This window comes from Belnapia moabensis DSM 16746 (assembly GCF_000745835.1).
Lineage (GTDB): Bacteria > Pseudomonadota > Alphaproteobacteria > Acetobacterales > Acetobacteraceae > Belnapia > Belnapia moabensis.
The window spans coordinates 1-15,732 of sequence record NZ_JQKB01000090.1; the positions used below are offsets into that span (position 1 = coordinate 1).

Consider the following 15,732-nt stretch of genomic DNA (forward strand, 5'->3'; position numbering starts at 1 on the left):
GGGTTCTCGCAGCACCAATGGACGAATCAGCTGCCGCTTAGATGAGCGGTTCGCCGTAGATGGGTGCGTAGGGGTCATAGACCGGTTCGATGTAGACAGGCGCGTAGGGATCATAGACCGGTTCGATGTAGACGGGCGCGTAGGGGTCATAGACCGGCTCAACGTAGATGGGCGCGTATGTGTCATAGACTGGTTCGACGTAAATGGGTGCGTAAGGGCCAATCCAGACTTCTGGCTCGGCGTAGACGGGCCCCGGATAGGTTACAAGCACCTCCCCGTAGGGAGCCGGCTCCGGGAAGGCTATGATCACTTCGCCGTACATAACCGTGTCCTCCTCATTCCTTTGTAGGAGACCACGGTGCTGCGACGATGGCGTGGCGCGGCGGTGTTCACAGTATGGCAACCGGGGCCAACCAAGCATGTGCCGTAGGTGTTTGCTCAGACGCGCGCGACAACACCGAAGAGGCGGCTGAGCAGCGCTCCGAAGCGCAGCCGCCCCTGGGTCGCGATTAGGCAGACGCAGTCCACGGCCCCCTCGGCTGTCGGCCTGTGGCTCATCTCCTCAGCAATCTCGGCGAGGTCGCCTGGGCCGTAATGGCCCGTCTCGTCTGCAAAAGCGCCCTCCAGCACCAAGGTCAGCTCCGCGCCACGATGGGAGTGGCGCGGCAGGGCGGTGCCGGGCTTCACCCGCAGCAGCCGCAACGCTTCGCCATCGGGGCCACGCAGCAGAACGGCATGTCGGATCCCGGGCGCAAGTCGACGCAAACGCGCGTTGCGTACTCCAGGCAGCAGAACCGAATGCGCTTGGCGGTCAGCCATTGCCCCCTGCTGAGCGGCTGACACATTTCTGCCCATCAGGGCCCTGCCGCCCTCATTATCGAGCCGGTCCAATGCACGCTGCAGGGCATCCGAAGTGAGCGGCGCTGGCGGCAAACCATCCAGAAGCGCACCGCCCACCGCCTCGGCGAGCCGGACCGTGGCAGAGCACTGTGCACAGCAGTCGAGGTGGGCCCTGACGATGACCGCCGCGGCCTGCCAGAGGGTACCTGTCGCTTGGGACACCAGCGTCGCCTCACTCGGGTGATGCTGGATTGTTGTGCCTGCTACCCCGTTGCTCATGGCATCTCCTCACCCCCTAGCGCCGCGCGCAACCTGGCCAGCGCCAGTCTTATGCGCGATTTGACGGTGCCGAGCGGGATACCAAGTTTACGCGCAATCTCAACGTGAGATTGATCCTTGAAGTAAGACAGTTCAAGCGCTTGCCGTTGCTCCTGCGGTAACGTGGACAGGGCTTGGCGTAGGACAGCCTCGTCCTGGGCTGATGACACCATCTCATCCGACCCCGGCTGGGAGGCCGGCAACTCCGTCACCGCCTCGGTGTCACTGCCCGCAAGTGCCACCGAGCGCCAGGCTCGGCGCCGAGCGTCGGCACGCAAGTTCCGTGCGATCACATAGATCCAGGTCGCCGCTCCCGCCTTCTGTGGGTCGAACAAGGCTGCCTTTCGCCAGACAAGGAGCATGGTTTCCTGCGCCATCTCCTCAGCCTCCTGGCCATCCGCCGCTCCCGACCGAAGAAAGTAAGCCTTTAGACGCGGCGCGAAATGCCGGAACAAAACCTCGAAGGCCCCGCGATCGCGGCTGCAGGCAACAGCTACGATCTGGGTGGAGAACTCCATCTGACCAAGCGGCGCATCCGGCCGCGGTTCGCCTTTTGGCGAATTGGGCATCAGGCTGCCGCGCGCAGGGCGGCACGCGGTTTGGTGTAGCGCGCGTCCGACTCAACGCTATTGCCGGGTTGATCCAGCCTGCTTCCTTCACCACCGCGCCCTTGCATACATCTCACCATCTACGCCGGGATTATCGACTTGGATCAGCTCAGAAAGTGTTCTCCTAAGGAGCAGCTCCAGCCGCTTGCCGTCGACAATGCAAGATCGTTCCTTGAGGTTAGAAGCTGCAAGATGCCGCTTGGTCGAGCAGCATCGTCGCGGGCAGCGGCGTCAAGCTAGTGGCCGGCGACTGAAGCGCGAGCGCAGTGATCTATCATGGAAACACCTCTGATCACCGCGAAACACGATCGTCCTCACCTCCGTGCGAGCACAAGATCCACAGGCAATCAGGTTCCGTATCTCTCCACGTCACCAGGACGAAGGTCAGGGATGAAAATTGCACTAGGTAAGGCGCGCGGGTATCTCGCAGTCACCGCCGCTTCGCATGGCGAGGATGGTCTCTATGCGGCGCCGTGCCGCACTCCTCCAACCTTGCCGGGCGCGAGCAATCGGCAGCAGGTCACAAACGGGAGCGACAGTTCGTTCTTCTTAACGGTTGGCGCTGTAGCCGCGGTCGAGATCGCCCTCATGGTGGCTTGGCTGATCGGACTCGGAGGCACAACACCACGGGACAGCTTGTTCCTTCTCACTGAGAGCAGCAGCGGGTCTGATGCACAGACACCGACATATTTTTGGACGCGGATTGGTCGCCAACGAAGGCGCGATCTGGTCATCCAATGCCCGCACGCGCCCGTACTGCCTTGCGGGTCCAAACGACCCGGGAGAAGAGACACATGGCACACGACACCTACACGCAGGATGGCAAGCTGCTGTACTCCACCGACTTCGTTGCGCTGAACAACTCAGGCGTCGAAGGTCGCGCCGTCCTCCTGGTTGATCAGAACTCGCAGACCGTCACCGTGGATATTCAGGCCAAGGGCTTAGAGCCCGATCAGATGCACATCCAGCACATCCACGGCTTCATGGATGACACGGACGCCAAAACACCCACCATCGCCCAGGACGACGATGGCGACGGCTTCGTGGAACTGGTCGAGGGGCTGGAAACCTATGGCCCGATCCAGCTCAACCTGACGATGAATCCCGAGAACGCAGTGCATGATCATGGCACCGAAGGCCATGACCACACGGATGAGGCTGTATTCCCGACCGTGGGCGCTGATGGGATGCTGAACTACCGCCAGGTGTTCCAGTTTTCGGCGGACGATCCGAATGCCCAGGCGATCTTTGACGGCATCACCCCGTTGGAGTTCAAGGAAATCGTCCTCCATGGGCTGAGCACCACCTCGGAGCAGGGCGAGGGCACAGACGGCGAGGTCAATGGTGAAGCGGGCTACAAGCTCGTTCTGCCGGTTGCCTCGGGCGAGTTGATGGGGGTCGCGGAAGCTGCCGACGTTCTTGAGGCAGTTGGCGAGCTTGGGCTCAACCCGAACGACGTTGTGGACTGGAATGCTATCGCGGCCGAGGCCACGGCGAATTTCGAGGCGACCGGGCAGTGGTACCTCTAGCCGCAGCGGTTATCTAGCTGTCAGAACCGACGGGCCGCATGTGTGGCCCGTCGGCGTCCAAGTGGTACTCGTCCTGCCCCGTTTGAGTGGATGCTCATAATAGGTTACGGGCCTGAAAGGTGCCGACGGCAAAAAGCAACAAGCGGCCACCGTGTTGCATGGCTCGCGGGTGTAGGCGCGTGACCTCCAACTCTGATCTGGGCTCATGTGAGGCGGACGTACTCCGGGCGTCCGAGCTCGAGCATCCGGTTCAATACGTCGGTGGCGACGGCAATCTCGGCTTCCTGACGCCCGTCGGTCTGCGAGCGTAGGCTGTCGCCGATGACGCGCTTCCATCGCGAGATGTCAGCCTCCACAAGGGCGCGCCAGTTATACCCTGACGCCCGCTGCCAGCCCATGCGGCCGCGCTCGGCAATGGTCTGCAGATGTCGGTCCCGCTGCGTCGGCTCGGTCCTTGCTGTATCGCTCTGTACCGCACTCGATCGGGGTGGAACGATGACACCGGCCGCCGGATGCCGCGCGGCAACAGCGGCGTAGACGTCGTCCCGGTCGTAAGCTCCATCGCCGGTGAAGAACGCCACTGGTCCGCCAACCTGGTCGAGCAAAGGCCCGACCCGCGAGCCGCCATCGGTATCCTTGTCGGTCAGCACCGACGCGACGATCCGCCCGGTGTCGGCGTCGGTGGCGAGATGGAGCTTGCGCCACCCGCGCCGCGTCCTCGTGCCGTGCTTCTCCACGAGCCACTCGCCGGGGCCGCAGAGCTTCAATCCCGTGCTGTCCACCAGCAGGTGCACGGGCCCGCGCCCAGGGCGAGGACGCGGCACCTCCAGCGTCTCGGCCCGGCGGCTTATGGTGCTGTGGTCGGGCACGGCGAGGTCGAGCCCAAGCAGGGCGATGATGGAGGCGATGAGGCCTTCCGTCTGGCGTAGCGCCAGGCGGAACACCGCCCGCAGGGTCAGCGCCGTGGTGATCGCCAGGGCGGAGTAGCGGGGCTGACCACCACGGCCAGTGCGAGGCTCAGCACGCCACGCCGCGATTGCCTCCGCCGTGAACCACACGGTGAGGCTGCCGCGGGCGCGCAGACCAGCCTCGTAGGAGGGCCAGTTCGTCACCCGGTGCCGCTGCTTCGGGATGCGATGCCGGCGGTCGGCATTAGCCTTGTACGGCATGGCGGGCGCCTCATTAGCCACCGAGGGTTAGCCCTCACGTCGGCCTACCCGAGGATGCCCAACCGGGCCACCCATGCACCAAGGTCTATTCCGCCGCGAGACACGGCAGATCGACCAGCGCTGACGGGCCGCTCAAGAAGGCGCGCCTCGCGGCTTGAAGGCAGAAAGAGCATCAGGCGGCCAGCGCACCTTGTTGCGGGAGCCGTAAGGGGTAGGCCACGCGGTGGGGGCTGCCTGTCGTCTGCCGGGGCTGGATGGCCCCCTCCCGCCACACCCCCGCAAAGCCGACTTGGGCAGTGCCGCTGCTGATGCGGAACGCTCGCAAACCAGCCTTGCGAGGTGGTGTTCGGGGGCCACTTCCAAGGTGAAGGCAATCCATGCACTTCAAAGCCGTCCCCCCCCGACGGCTCAAGGCCGCTACCCCGGGCGGCCTTTCCTTTGCGTCCAGGCCGATTGCGGCAGCGCCGGCTCACCTGCGATAAGACCCCCTTACCGCAAGTGAGTAGGAGCTTGCCGCAATCGCGGATAACCGCCGATTTGGCGCCGGCCTGGGGGCGGACGAGGAAATACCTACTGCCCCACTCGCGGCGCGGTCGGCCTGCAGGTGGTGCTGTCGAGCAACAACAGCCCGTCGGCTGTCAAGGCCGGATGCAGCGCCTCGAACATCAACTCCCACCAGCCACGCAGGCACCAGCGCCGCCAACGGTGGTAAACGCTCGACCAGCAGCCCAGCGCCTCCAGCAGGTCGCGCTAGGGCGCACCGGCGCGGCACATCCAGAGGGCCGCCTCGACGAAGCGGCGAAGCGCCACCTCATCATGTTTCCACGCAAGCGGGAGGCCCTCCTGCCACTCAGGCGCCATTGAGGGATATACGTCCCATGGGGGTTTTTGCAGGCGGTCGGCACGGCAATCCGTTGCCTTCAAGCACCCGTGGATGCTCGCGGGCCAGACACCTGGCGCAGGCGAACTCCGAGAAACGTGACGTCGGTCTCAGCCCCAGCCATCGTATGCTTTGGAAAGCATTTAGCACCGTTATTTGGCGTTCTGGTGCTTCAGTGCTGCCGAACCGACCTGTCCTCACAAGAACATCGTCACAAGACTTCATTTTTGGTCCGCCACGCCCGCTTTGTCGCGTACCTGCCGGGAGGAAAACATGGCGTTTATTATCGGCACGGCCGGAGACGATCTTCAGCTTCACGGAACGTCAGGGGCCGACATCATCCGGGCATTGGGCGGGAATGACCTCTCCAACGCTGGCGAAGGAGATGACGTCTTCCTGGGCGGCGACGGCAATGACAACGCCTTTGGTGCTTTGGGCAACGACACGCTCATTGGTGGGCAGGGAGCCGACGAACTCGACGGGCAAGCCGGGGACGACATCGTGCGGGGTGGAGACGGCACAGATCGGCTTTACGGAGCCGAGGGGAACGACACCCTGTTTGGCGGCTTTGGAGGAGATTGGCTCCAGGGAGACGATGCCGACGATCTGCTGTTCGGTGGGGCTGGCCGGGACCACATGGAGGGCGGCGAGGGCAACGATCGCCTCAACGCTGGTTCGGGCTCGGACACGCTTTTCGGTTACGCGGGCAACGATACACTTAATGGAGGATCTGGCGACGACGACCTGGAGGGAGGCGAGGGAGCCGATCTTTTCCTCTTCGGCCGGACCTTCGGGGACGACGTGGTCGCCGATTTTGATGGCGCCGGAGGGGACAGGATCCATCTCAGCGGCGGATGCTATAAGCTCACCGAGAACTTCAACGGGTACGTCCTTATTGAGACCCCGGGCGGCTCGATCCTGTTCGAAGGGGTTCCGGCTGCCGGTTTTAACTCAGATTGGCTGGTCTGACGGCGCGACAGGGCCACGATCCCGCGACCGACTTGAGCAGCGATGTCTAATTTTGGCACTCGCCAAGGTACCGTCAGGCATTGTCAACTTAATAGGCAACAGGGCGCGCGTCCAGATGGCAGCATGACCTTACGCCTCATGCTGCCATCTCGACACACGTCTCCTGCCGCCACACGATGAAGGCCTTGGCGCGAGCACGCCGATACTGAGCCGCGGTCATCAGATGCCGTCGTGGACGGAAGTGGCCGTAGATCATCGCGTGGGGTGACAGAAAGCGCTGGGCCTGCCTCAGCGACTTGAACCGCTGGCATTGCCAAGTTGGCGGTCTCTGTCCGGAACGAGGCGGCTGGACCAAGCTGGGTTGATGATGCCCGAGCCCGTCACCTACTCCGGCTACCGCTTCCCGGCCGAGATCATCAGCCATGCTGTATGGCTTTATTATGTCTTCAGCCTCAGCCTGCGGGACGTCGAGCTGATCCTGGCCGAGCGCGGGATCACGGTTACCCATGAGAGCATTCGGTAGTGGGGCCTGAGGTTCGGGGCCGACTTCGCCCGAAAGCTGCGCCGGCGCCGGCCGAAGCCGGGCGACACTTGGCACCTCAATGAGGTCTTCCTGCGGGTCAATGGTGTGCTGCACTACCTCTGGCGCGCTGTGGATCAGCACGGGGTCGTGCTCGATATCCTGGTGCAGGGCTGGCGGAACGCGACCGCGGCCAAGCGCTTTTTCAAACGCCTGCTGGCCGGCCTGAAGTAAAAGCCGCAGCGCATCGTCACCGATGGCCTGCGCAGCTACTGCGCGGCGAAACGCGAGGTCCTGCCCGATGTACGACACCGGACCAGCCGATACCTCAACAATCGTGCCAAGAACTCTCATCGCCCGACCCGGCGCCGGGAGCGCCAGATGCAACACTTCAAGTCGCCCCGGCAGGCACAGCGGTTCCTTTCGGCGCACAGCATGATCTACGGTTACTTCCGACCGCGGCGGCACCTCATGACCGCAGCCCAGTACCGGCATGCCCGCGCTGAGGCTTTCGGGGTCTGGCAGCAGGAGACCTGCGCCCAGACGGCGGTGTGACGACGCATGCGGTCACGCAATGCGTCCCAGCGCCGCTGTTGAGCAAACAAGTTGCAATGCCAGGCAGAGAGTGCAGCGGCCGGGATCTCGAGATGGCGCAGGGCTGATCGGGCGCGGCACATCTGGCCGCCTGCAGCGGTCAGGCCTTCGGCTGTCGCGTCAGGTCCCGGATCGTCTTGGCTGACAGCACGGCCATGCCGCCCAAGGCGGTGCCTGCACTGAAATGTAGGGCGGCAAGGACAGGCAGGTAGAGCAGCGCAATCATGAGCGCGCCTTCCCCCTCAAGGCGCCGGCCACAAGCGCCGCGCTGGCCAAGCCCGCGCCGAAGGCGACGCCGCCGACCACGGATAGCATCACCACAAGCCCAGTGACGATGCCAGGCGGTGAGAGCAAGCGGACCATGAGCGAACTCCATCCAAACCAGCTCATAGATGGAGGGACGCGGCCATCCTGTAAGTGGTCCGACCTCGCCTTGGCCAAAGACCGCCGCGGCGGCACAGCCAGGTCGGGCATGGCTTGGCGGGCCGGGGCCGGCCCGGCAAGAATCCGGAATGGATCATGCCCCTGGACGTGGTGGGCTGAGCCGCGGACCACCCGGGGCGGGCAGCCGCGTTACTCGGCCCTGGCCATCACCACGGCGCTGACCTTGCGATCGGGTGTCCAGTCCTAGCCGTCCATGACTGGGAGGCGAAGCTCGCACCGATGCTGGCTGACGAGCTCCGTCGACGCCGGCACGGCAAGGGCGGCACCCGCCGCCGACGCTGGCACGTGGATGAAACATACCTGAAGGTTGGTGGTCGGTGGACCTACCTGTACCGGGCTATCGACCGCAACGGCAACCTTGTCGACACCATGTTGAGCGAGCACCGCGACATGGCAGCGGCCCAAGCCTTTTTCCGCTCGGCAAAATCGGTCACCGGTCAGGTCCCTGACTAGGTCACCACGGATGGGCACGGCTCCTACCCGCGTGCAATCAGATCAACGCTTGGCCGGCGGCTCGTCCATCGCAACAGCGCCTATAAGAATAACAGATTGGAACAAGACCACAGGGGCTTGAAAGGCAGCATTCGATGTATGCACGGCTTCAAAAGCTTCGCGTCAGCGGAGCGCTTCTGCCGAAGCTACGACGAGCTCCGCAACTTCCTCCGCCTCCAGACCCGCCATAACCAGCACGTCACCGCCAGCCGTCGTCGCTTGCTTCATCTCCGCCGCGCCAGCATTGCGCCAGCTATTCTGGAAGTGGTGTAGCCGGAACCGGCATCACCCCGCGCCGGCAGGCTTGGCGCGAGCGCTGGCAGAATCGATCAGGGCTCCAAGAATGCACGCCTGATATGGGAACCGCACGCTTGGGCCTGCATTCCACTGCACCAAAACCGAGGAAGAGCCCCTGATCGCCGCGCCGTTCTCATGCTGATTGCCGCGCTGCAATCCTACTTGCTTTCAAGATCACCCTAGCTAGATCAATACAATATCAAAATACTTTGCCCCTAATTTAGCGGGAAGGGTTCGGCAGGTTCTCCAGTGTGCTGAGCCAGAAGTTCGGCTGCGCGCAGCAAAACCGGCCTTGGCAGGCCTGCCAGCGCGGCCACCTTGAGCCCGTATGATCGGCCAGCGCGGCCAGCCACCAGCCGGTAACTGAACACTGCCCCGTGCCGTCCTGCAGAGGCATCCATGGCCATGCATATGGCATGGGGCATGGCGTCGGCTGCATCTGCAAGCTCGTGGTAGTGGGTCGAGAACAAGGTTCGGCAGCCGATCGTGTGCAGCTGCTCCATGACAGCTTGAGCAATCGCCAAGCCGTCGTGCGTCGAGGTGCCTCGGCCAACCTCGTCCAAGATCACCAGGGATCGCGGCGTGGCTTGGTTTAGGATGGCCGCTGTTTCCAACATCTCGGCCATGAAGGTGCTTCGTCCTGCTGCGAGGTCGTCAGCCGCGCCGATCCGGCTGAATAGTTTGTCGACAACCCCGATGCGGGCGCGTTTGGCAGGAACGAAAGAACCGACCTGAGCCATGAGGACGATCAGAGCCACCTGGCGTAGGTAGGTGCTCTTGCCGGCCATGTTGGGTCCGGTTAGCAGCCATAGCCGGCCAGCTTGATCCATTTGGCAGCCATTCGGCTCGAATGCCCGCCCCTGTACCTCGAGAAGTGGCTCAGCGATTGGGTGGCGGCCATCCTCGATATCCAGGTCGCTGCTTTCGTCCAACTCAGGCTCGACCCAAAGATGCTCTGCGGCTGCCTGGGCGAGGCCACAGACCAGGTCCAGGGCGGCTGCGGCGTGACAGACCCGGGCGATGCTACCTCGCTTCTCGAGCACGTCTCGGCGCAGGAATTCAAAGGCGGCGCGTTCAATGCGGATGGCCCGTTCTTTGGCTTCTTCCAGGGCACCCGCGAGCTTGTCGAGATCGGGGGAGCTGTAGCGGGTCGTCGAGGCCAGGCCCTGCCGCAGCACGAACCGGCTTCCAAGAGCCTTTGCCTGGGTAGCCGGGATCTCAACGTGCCAGCCGATGACGGCGTTGCTTCGGATCTTCAGCGCCTTGACGCCGGTTTCGGCGCTGTAGCGCACCTGCAGCGCTTCGATTGCTGTGGTGTGCAAGGTTACCTCGGACCGTGTTTCGTCTAACGGGTGGCTATAGCCATTCGCGATGAAGCCACCCGCTTCAGCATCAGCCGGCAAACTGGGCGTTAGGGCACGGCTGAGGGTGGAGGCCAGGCTGGCCAGGCCTTCCTGGGCTGCGAGGCCAACTTCCCGGCCGGTGCCTGCTAGCGGTTGCGGTACATCCGGAGCTTCGGCCAGGGTGGAGGCGGCTTGGGAGGCTCGGTGCAGAGCGTCACGTATCGTGGCGAGATCCCTCGGCCCGCCCTTGCCCATTGCCAATCGCCCGCAAGCCCGTAGCGCGTCCGGCATGCCAGAAAGAGCTTCTCGGCAGGCAACGCGGACTGCTGGAGTTGTGCTGAGGAAGCGTACCATGGCGAGGCGCCGACGGATCGTCTCAGGTTTGGTGAGCGGTGCGGCAAGTTGGCGCGTCAGGAGGCGGGCACCAGCAGCCGTGACGGTACGGTCCATCACCGCCAACAAGGTAGCGGTTGGTCCGGAGGGAGCCGAAAGCACATCCAGGCCCCTGAGCGTCGCGGCATCGATCTCCAATATGTCGGCAATAGGAGCTCTGCGTGGCGGTAGGGGAGCCTCCGGTAGCCGTCCTGTGGTGGCTTGGACGTACCGGAGCAAAGCAGCCAGGGAAGTGAGCTCCGGTAGGGAGAAGCCCTGCACCATCTCTTTCCAATGATTGCCATAGGCGGCCTCGAGGATCGTGGATGTTGTCTCCTCGCTCGGTGCCGCGTCGGGGAGATCAGAGAAAGGCGCATCCTGCCCGCGGATCGCTATGGCAAGAGCCTCGGAGCCTGTAGGCCATCGTGCGACTAGAATCTCGGCGGGTCCGATACGGGCCAAGACAGGGCTGCAGCCGTCGAGTGAGGAGGTGAGGGTGCCCGCTTCGCCCGTGGACAGGTCGATATAGGCAAAGGCGACTACTGATCCGGCAGCTAAAGCAACGGCGAGTACGTTGGGACGGTTTGGCGTCAGTACGGCGCCGTCGACCGAGGTGCTGGGGGTCAAACGCTGAAGCGGCCGCTCACCTCCCGCGAGAACTGGTTGCTCTGAGACGGCCACCTTGTGGCCAGCGCTAAGAAGGCGGGCGATCATGCCCTCGGCTGAACCAGTTGGGATTCCACACATCGGAACATCGGCGGCATCTCGCTGCCGGCGCCGGGTGAGCTGCAGTCCCAAGGCGCGGGAGACGGCCTGGGCGTCGGGGCCCAGGATCTCGTAGAACTCCCCGACGCGGTAGAGTATCAGATGGTCCGGCGCCGCGGTTCGCAGAGCGGCGTAAGCCTGCATCATCGGGCTTGGGCTTGCTTCTGACGAAGCTGTCACTCGTGGTCCTCTCTTTGCTTGCAAGCATTGTAAGCTCGAGTTTGGCCATTCGGGCGGCGTGGCAAAGGGCATACGTTGCCTTCGCGGAGGGCTGGCGGAAATTTACCAGCGTCGACCGACTTTCGGGACGCGGCGAAACCCTGCTCGCTCCAAAATGCCCGCCGTACTGCAGCAAGGCTGTCGGCGAAGGCCGGCCACTGGTTGTGGTACCGGGCACTGGTCGAGATCTGAACCCGGGCACCTCCATTGAGGCGCGCGGCTAACAGGGTACGATCGAGATGAGTCCGAGCAGGCGGTGCCTTGCCAAAGATAGCGTTGGCGGGCCGGGCTCAGTCCACGGTTGCCCCTGAAACTTTCACTAACTCCACAGTGCGGGCGATCTCTCGCACCTGTAACTCTGCGAACTCCTCCGCCGTACTGCCGACCGCCTCATACCCGAGGCCAGCGACCCACTCCCAGCCTAAAACGCCGCTTGACCGCTATAGGAGCATCGGTGCCACAGCCAGGTCGGGTCGGCCGGCTTTGGCAATCCGTCCAGGTACTTGTTCATGCCGTACGGAACATAGAGGAAACACGCAGAATTGTTCCAATAGTCAGGCCTCACAGCTGTGCAACAGTGTGCTTATATGCTGGGCATGAAGATCACCCGATCCTCCAAGCCTGCCAGTCGGTCCAGCCGGAAGGTCGCCGCGCAGGCGGCGGCTAAACGCCCAGTGGCGAAGAAGGCCGCCGCGAAGTCTGGGGTGAGCCCGCGGGTTTCGGCCAGCGCCCGCGCCGAGCTGGCCAGCCTGCTCGACCGCATCCACCGAAACATTGACGAGACCGAGGCGCTGCTGGCGGACTGACGGCGGTTGGCGATCTGGAACGACCTGAAGGCCGTTGCGCTGGCGGTGCACCGCCTGACCGAGGCAGAGAAGAGGCTGGCCGAGCTCGCGGCAGAGAATAAGGCTGCCATCAAGGAATTGCGTGGCCAGATGCAGGAGCTGCGCGAGCGCCAAATTCGGATTGAAGCGAAGCTTGAGAGTCTGGACGAGGTAGTCACCACCAAGGCGCAGGCATCGGCCGCGCTTGCGGTGGCCCAGGCGTTGGGTCCGATCATGGAACGCCTAGCCCGGCTGGAGATTCAGCCTCCTGCCCCGCCGCGGCTGCCGCCGCCGGGCGGCTGATGCGTCAGGCTAGGTGCGCGCGATCGTGCTACTGCTGTTGTGGCCAGCTAGCGGCCGCCGAGAATCTCCGCGATCTGCAGAGCTGTGTGCGGAGTATGCCCGGCCGAACGGATACGATGCGATCTGGGCCACGGCCGTCGGCCGAAACCTTTGGCGCAAGGTGAGCCGTTTCATGCCCATCCTCCCGAACTTTCTGGAAGTAGAGGTGGCATCTGCCGACGATGATTCAGCCGATGCCAGATCCGATGGGTGCTGCCGGTTGTTGGATAAGGCGGGATATGGAAATGCCCAGGCGGGCGTATAACCGTATCTCGTGCGGGATGCGGGTTTTATTGCATGCGTGGACCGACTTCGAACCACGCCCCGCTGGCGGGTTCACTCCAGTCGGATGTCGAGGTCGCGCACGAGGTCGGTTCGGTTCGTGACGTCCTCGGCGATGAAGACCCGCATCGCCTCCGGGCCGTGCGCATCGGGGATGACGGCCTGCGCCCGGAACAGCTCCTGCACCGCAGGGGACTTCAGTCCTTCGACAACAGCGGATGCTATGCGCCTGACCGCATCCTCCGGCATCTTCGCGGGCCCGAGAAGGCCGAACCAGGTTGCGGCATTCACCGGAAGCGATCGCTCGGCCAACGTCGGTACATCCGGCAGCAATGGCAGGCGCTGCGGCCCGCCCACTGCTAGGATCTTCACCTTCCCGTCGCGCGCCAGGGCCTCCGCTGGGCCGGCATTGAGAAAGGCGGCATCGACCTGCCCCGAAACCAGCGCCGTGCTGGCCGGCGCGCCGCCCGTGAAGGGAACGTGTAGCATCTGCAGCTTCGCCTGGCGGCTGAGCGCTTCCATCGCGAGGTGCGAGGTGCTCCCGATACCCCATGTGGCGTAGGTGAACCTTCCGGGCTGCCTGCGCACCTTGGCCACGAACTCCTCCACATTATTCACTCCGAATTCTGGCCGCACGAGCAGCACGCAGGGAGCGTGCACGATGAGGCTGATGGGCTGAAAATCGGCGACGGCATCGTAGGGCAGGCGCGGGTAAATCAGCGGATTGATCGTGTGCGTCTCGGCATTCGCAAGGATCAGCGTATGCCCGTCCGGCGACGCGCGCGCGACGGCCTGCGTGCCCACGGCGCCGTTCGCACCGGCGCGGTTTTCAATCACCACGGGCTGGCCGAGTGCTGGCGCCATGGCCGGGGCTACCGCGCGGATAACGATGTCGGCCGGTCCTCCTGGGTTCCAAGGCACGACGACCCGAATGGGCTGGGTCGGATACGCCGCGAGGGCTGGCGTGGCCAGGGTGACGGAAGCCGCGATACCTAGCATGCCGCGCCGTGTCGGTCCGATGGTCATGGCCCTGTCCCTCTCTCGAAGCTCTGCATGTTCGAAGAACCCACATCATCCATTCTTGCCGGTACGCGACAAGCGATCTGACAAAATTGGCCTCTACGCAAAAAGCCTTACTGTCTCGGTCCCTCCGCCGGGGAGCCGCCGGTGACTGTATCGTCACAGAAACTCTGCGAAGCACTTGAGCGCGTCCACAATAAGCGGGAGTTCTCGGTGGCCGAGCGCCGCGAGGAAGTCGGACACGGCCGGGTGCGTGCTGACCGATGGAGTTAGCTAGTGCCGTCTCTGCCCAATAATGAATCCAGGAGCGACGCGACGTGACATGCGACGTTAACGGAACGAACGGCGACCTCAGGCAAGGGCCTGGACTTTACCGGGGCTTCCGAGTCGTTGCCGGCCTATGCCGTCTCGTGTCGAATGGCGTCAGGCGAAGACTGATCTTTCCCGGGTAGAAGCTGGACTTTGGCGGGAGCGTTCGCGCCGCAGACATCCGAGGGGATTCAGGACCTTGCCCGGTTTTCCACTGGACTCTGCCCGCTCACTACAAGGATTAAAACAAGTAGTTCTGGCAAGTCCCGACAGAGTCCAGCATGACGACACCCTCACCGGCCGGCAGATTGACGCCGATTCCAATGAGTGATCGCCATGGGTGAGGTCCACAAGCTATTGAGGGAGGCAGGCCGGGAGGTCGCACTCCGTTCTGATTTTGACCGTCGAGTGGTCGAGGCAGCTGCCGCCTACCTCGCCAGCGAGGACGTCGAGATCGGCTTCCTGTACTCCGGCTGGGCCCAGGCTGCCCTTCCACACAAGCGCTTGCCCGACGACGCGCCTTGGCAGATCACGACCGAGCGCGTCACCCTCATCGTACAGCCCGGCCTCCGGGCCGTACCAGACGGCCAGCCGGTCAGCGTCGGAGTCCCCTACGGCAGCCGCGCGCGCCTCATCCTGCTCTACCTTCAGTCCGAGGCGATACGCACGAACAGCCGCGAGATTGAGCTTGGGAAGAGCCTGCACGCTTGGCTGCGCCGGCTCGGCATCCCGATTGGCGGCAAATCTATGAAGGACGTGCGCGACCAAGCCGAACGCTTGAGCCGCTGCCGGATGACCTTCACCATCAAGCAAGGCAACCGCACCGGGCTCGTAAACCAGAACCTGCTCGACACCTCGATGTTCGTCGAGGACGATAACGCGCAAGGTAGCCTTTTCATCGAAACAGCGACGCTGTCGGACATGTTCTTCCAACAGCTTAAGAAGCATCCCGTCCCAATAGAGGAGACGGCGGTTCGGCAAATTGCCAACAACAGCATGGCGCTCGACGTCTACTGCTGGCTCGCCTACCGCCTTCACGCGCTGACCGAGCCCACGCCGATCGGCTGGCGCGCGCTGCACGGGCAGTTCGGCCGCGGCGTAAAGCGCATCGACCACTTCAAGGACCAGTTCAAGGATACGCTGGCCCTCGCCACGGCGGTCTACCCTGATGCAAACGTTGAGGTTCAGGAACGGGGAATCACCCTGCGCCCGTCGCGGCCGCCGGTGACGCCAAGCTCGCCGCGGGTGGTGGCGCCCGCCGGCCGCGGGGCGCGCCGCGTCGCAGGCAGCTAAGTGTCCATCCGGGAACAAATCGAGGCATCTGAATCGGTTGTGATTGGCTCCGAGCGGCGGGTGCGGGAAGAAGGGCGTCCATGTGGACGCCCGAGAGCCGGCCAAAATACGACCGCAGCAAACTGCGCTACCCGAGCGATCTGACCGACGAGGAATGGTCGATCATCGGTCCGCTGATCCCACTGGCGAAGAGCGGCGGCAACAAACGGACGGTGGACATACGAGCGGTGCTGAACGGGGTGATGTACATCCTGTCCACCGGCTGCCAGTGGGCCGCGCTGCCGAAGGACCTGCCGCCACGCA

The 15,732-nt window shown here is 63.8% G+C and carries 13 protein-coding genes and 2 pseudogenes; 8 read left to right on the plus strand and 7 right to left on the minus strand.

Going from position 1 to position 15,732, the window contains the following annotated elements; genetic code table 11:
- Positions 1–37: 37 nt before the first annotated feature.
- The 3 genes from EP26_RS25950 to EP26_RS25960 all read right to left on the minus strand — a co-directional run bounded on the left by EP26_RS25950 (position 38) and on the right by EP26_RS25960 (position 1,676).
- Positions 38–322 carry a hypothetical protein gene (locus EP26_RS25950; protein WP_043343130.1) on the minus strand — a complete coding sequence of 95 codons (285 nt, stop codon included), beginning with the start codon at positions 320–322 and terminating at the stop codon, positions 38–40.
- A gap of 116 nt (positions 323–438) precedes the next feature.
- Positions 439–1,119, minus strand: a complete 681-nt coding sequence (locus tag EP26_RS25955; protein ID WP_043343132.1) for a ChrR family anti-sigma-E factor — start codon at positions 1,117–1,119, stop codon at positions 439–441.
- A complete protein-coding gene (locus EP26_RS25960; RefSeq protein WP_043343134.1) occupies positions 1,116–1,676 on the minus strand; it encodes a sigma-70 family RNA polymerase sigma factor in 561 nt (186 codons plus the stop codon). The genes EP26_RS25955 and EP26_RS25960 overlap by 4 nt, the downstream gene beginning before the upstream one ends.
- Before the next feature lie 884 nt (positions 1,677–2,560).
- Between EP26_RS25960 and EP26_RS32495 the strand changes: the two genes are divergently transcribed.
- Positions 2,561–3,295, plus strand: a complete 735-nt coding sequence (locus tag EP26_RS32495) for a CHRD domain-containing protein (RefSeq protein ID WP_052389693.1) — start codon at positions 2,561–2,563, stop codon at positions 3,293–3,295.
- Positions 3,296–3,498: 203 nt separating this feature from the next.
- On the opposite strand, the gene EP26_RS25970 is transcribed toward EP26_RS32495, so the two are convergent.
- Complete coding sequence (locus tag EP26_RS25970; protein ID WP_043343136.1) at positions 3,499–4,464, minus strand: IS5 family transposase; 966 nt, start codon at positions 4,462–4,464, stop codon at positions 3,499–3,501.
- 1,153 nt (positions 4,465–5,617) lie between these two features.
- Here EP26_RS25970 and EP26_RS25975 point away from each other — a divergent pair.
- Together EP26_RS25975 and EP26_RS25980 are read left to right on the plus strand one after the other, a co-directional pair.
- Entirely contained in the window at positions 5,618–6,313 is a 696-nt protein-coding gene (locus EP26_RS25975; RefSeq protein ID WP_052389694.1) for a calcium-binding protein, read from the plus strand.
- 364 nt (positions 6,314–6,677) lie between these two features.
- A pseudogene (locus EP26_RS25980) lies at positions 6,678–7,388 on the plus strand (IS6 family transposase).
- A 139-nt stretch (positions 7,389–7,527) separates the two neighbouring features.
- Here EP26_RS25980 and EP26_RS38320 read toward each other — a convergent pair.
- Positions 7,528–7,653: a hypothetical protein gene (locus EP26_RS38320; protein ID WP_255360032.1), complete on the minus strand. Its 126-nt coding sequence runs from the start codon at positions 7,651–7,653 to the stop codon at positions 7,528–7,530.
- Between the two features lie 437 nt (positions 7,654–8,090).
- On the opposite strand from EP26_RS38320, the pseudogene EP26_RS37755 reads away from it, so the two are divergent.
- A pseudogene (locus EP26_RS37755) lies at positions 8,091–8,636 on the plus strand (IS6 family transposase).
- Between the two features lie 239 nt (positions 8,637–8,875).
- Here the strand turns inward: EP26_RS37755 and mutS are convergent.
- Positions 8,876–11,287 (minus strand): DNA mismatch repair protein MutS, encoded by a 2,412-nt coding sequence (gene mutS / locus EP26_RS33735; RefSeq protein ID WP_169747490.1) that lies wholly within the window; start codon positions 11,285–11,287, stop codon positions 8,876–8,878.
- Between the two features lie 668 nt (positions 11,288–11,955).
- Between mutS and EP26_RS35445 the strand changes: the two genes are divergently transcribed.
- Both EP26_RS35445 and EP26_RS25995 read left to right on the plus strand, forming a co-directional pair.
- Positions 11,956–12,165 carry a hypothetical protein gene (locus EP26_RS35445; protein WP_157033796.1) on the plus strand — a complete coding sequence of 70 codons (210 nt, stop codon included), beginning with the start codon at positions 11,956–11,958 and terminating at the stop codon, positions 12,163–12,165.
- A 6-nt stretch (positions 12,166–12,171) separates the two neighbouring features.
- Positions 12,172–12,486, plus strand: coding sequence for a hypothetical protein (locus tag EP26_RS25995; protein WP_043343139.1), 315 nt, complete (start codon positions 12,172–12,174; stop codon positions 12,484–12,486).
- A 375-nt stretch (positions 12,487–12,861) separates the two neighbouring features.
- Here EP26_RS25995 and EP26_RS26000 read toward each other — a convergent pair whose 3' ends face one another.
- Positions 12,862–13,833 carry a Bug family tripartite tricarboxylate transporter substrate binding protein gene (locus EP26_RS26000; RefSeq protein WP_043343141.1) on the minus strand — a complete coding sequence of 324 codons (972 nt, stop codon included), beginning with the start codon at positions 13,831–13,833 and terminating at the stop codon, positions 12,862–12,864.
- A 639-nt stretch (positions 13,834–14,472) separates the two neighbouring features.
- Between EP26_RS26000 and EP26_RS26005 the strand changes: the two genes are divergently transcribed.
- The gene (locus EP26_RS26005) at positions 14,473–15,429 is read left to right on the plus strand and encodes a replication protein RepA (protein ID WP_043343142.1); all 957 of its coding nucleotides are present in this window, start codon (positions 14,473–14,475) and stop codon (positions 15,427–15,429) included.
- Positions 15,430–15,509: 80 nt separating this feature from the next.
- Positions 15,510–15,732: transposase (locus tag EP26_RS26010; RefSeq protein WP_043343144.1), on the plus strand; the 223-nt coding region annotated here is incomplete at its 3' end.

Coding starts and splice junctions, on each gene's coding strand:
- EP26_RS25950 (WP_043343130.1), bottom strand. CDS start 322: ATGTACGGCGAAGTGATCATAGCCTTCCCGGAGCCGGCTCCCTACGGG.
- EP26_RS25955 (WP_043343132.1), bottom strand. CDS start 1,119: ATGAGCAACGGGGTAGCAGGCACAACAATCCAGCATCACCCGAGTGAG.
- EP26_RS25960 (WP_043343134.1), bottom strand. CDS start 1,676: ATGGAGTTCTCCACCCAGATCGTAGCTGTTGCCTGCAGCCGCGATCGC.
- EP26_RS32495 (WP_052389693.1), top strand. CDS start 2,561: ATGGCACACGACACCTACACGCAGGATGGCAAGCTGCTGTACTCCACC.
- EP26_RS25970 (WP_043343136.1), bottom strand. CDS start 4,464: ATGCCGTACAAGGCTAATGCCGACCGCCGGCATCGCATCCCGAAGCAG.
- EP26_RS25975 (WP_052389694.1), top strand. CDS start 5,618: ATGGCGTTTATTATCGGCACGGCCGGAGACGATCTTCAGCTTCACGGA.
- EP26_RS38320 (WP_255360032.1), bottom strand. CDS start 7,653: ATGATTGCGCTGCTCTACCTGCCTGTCCTTGCCGCCCTACATTTCAGT.
- mutS (WP_169747490.1), bottom strand. CDS start 11,287: ATGATGCAGGCTTACGCCGCTCTGCGAACCGCGGCGCCGGACCATCTG.
- EP26_RS35445 (WP_157033796.1), top strand. CDS start 11,956: ATGAAGATCACCCGATCCTCCAAGCCTGCCAGTCGGTCCAGCCGGAAG.
- EP26_RS26000 (WP_043343141.1), bottom strand. CDS start 13,833: ATGACCATCGGACCGACACGGCGCGGCATGCTAGGTATCGCGGCTTCC.
- EP26_RS26005 (WP_043343142.1), top strand. CDS start 14,473: ATGGGTGAGGTCCACAAGCTATTGAGGGAGGCAGGCCGGGAGGTCGCA.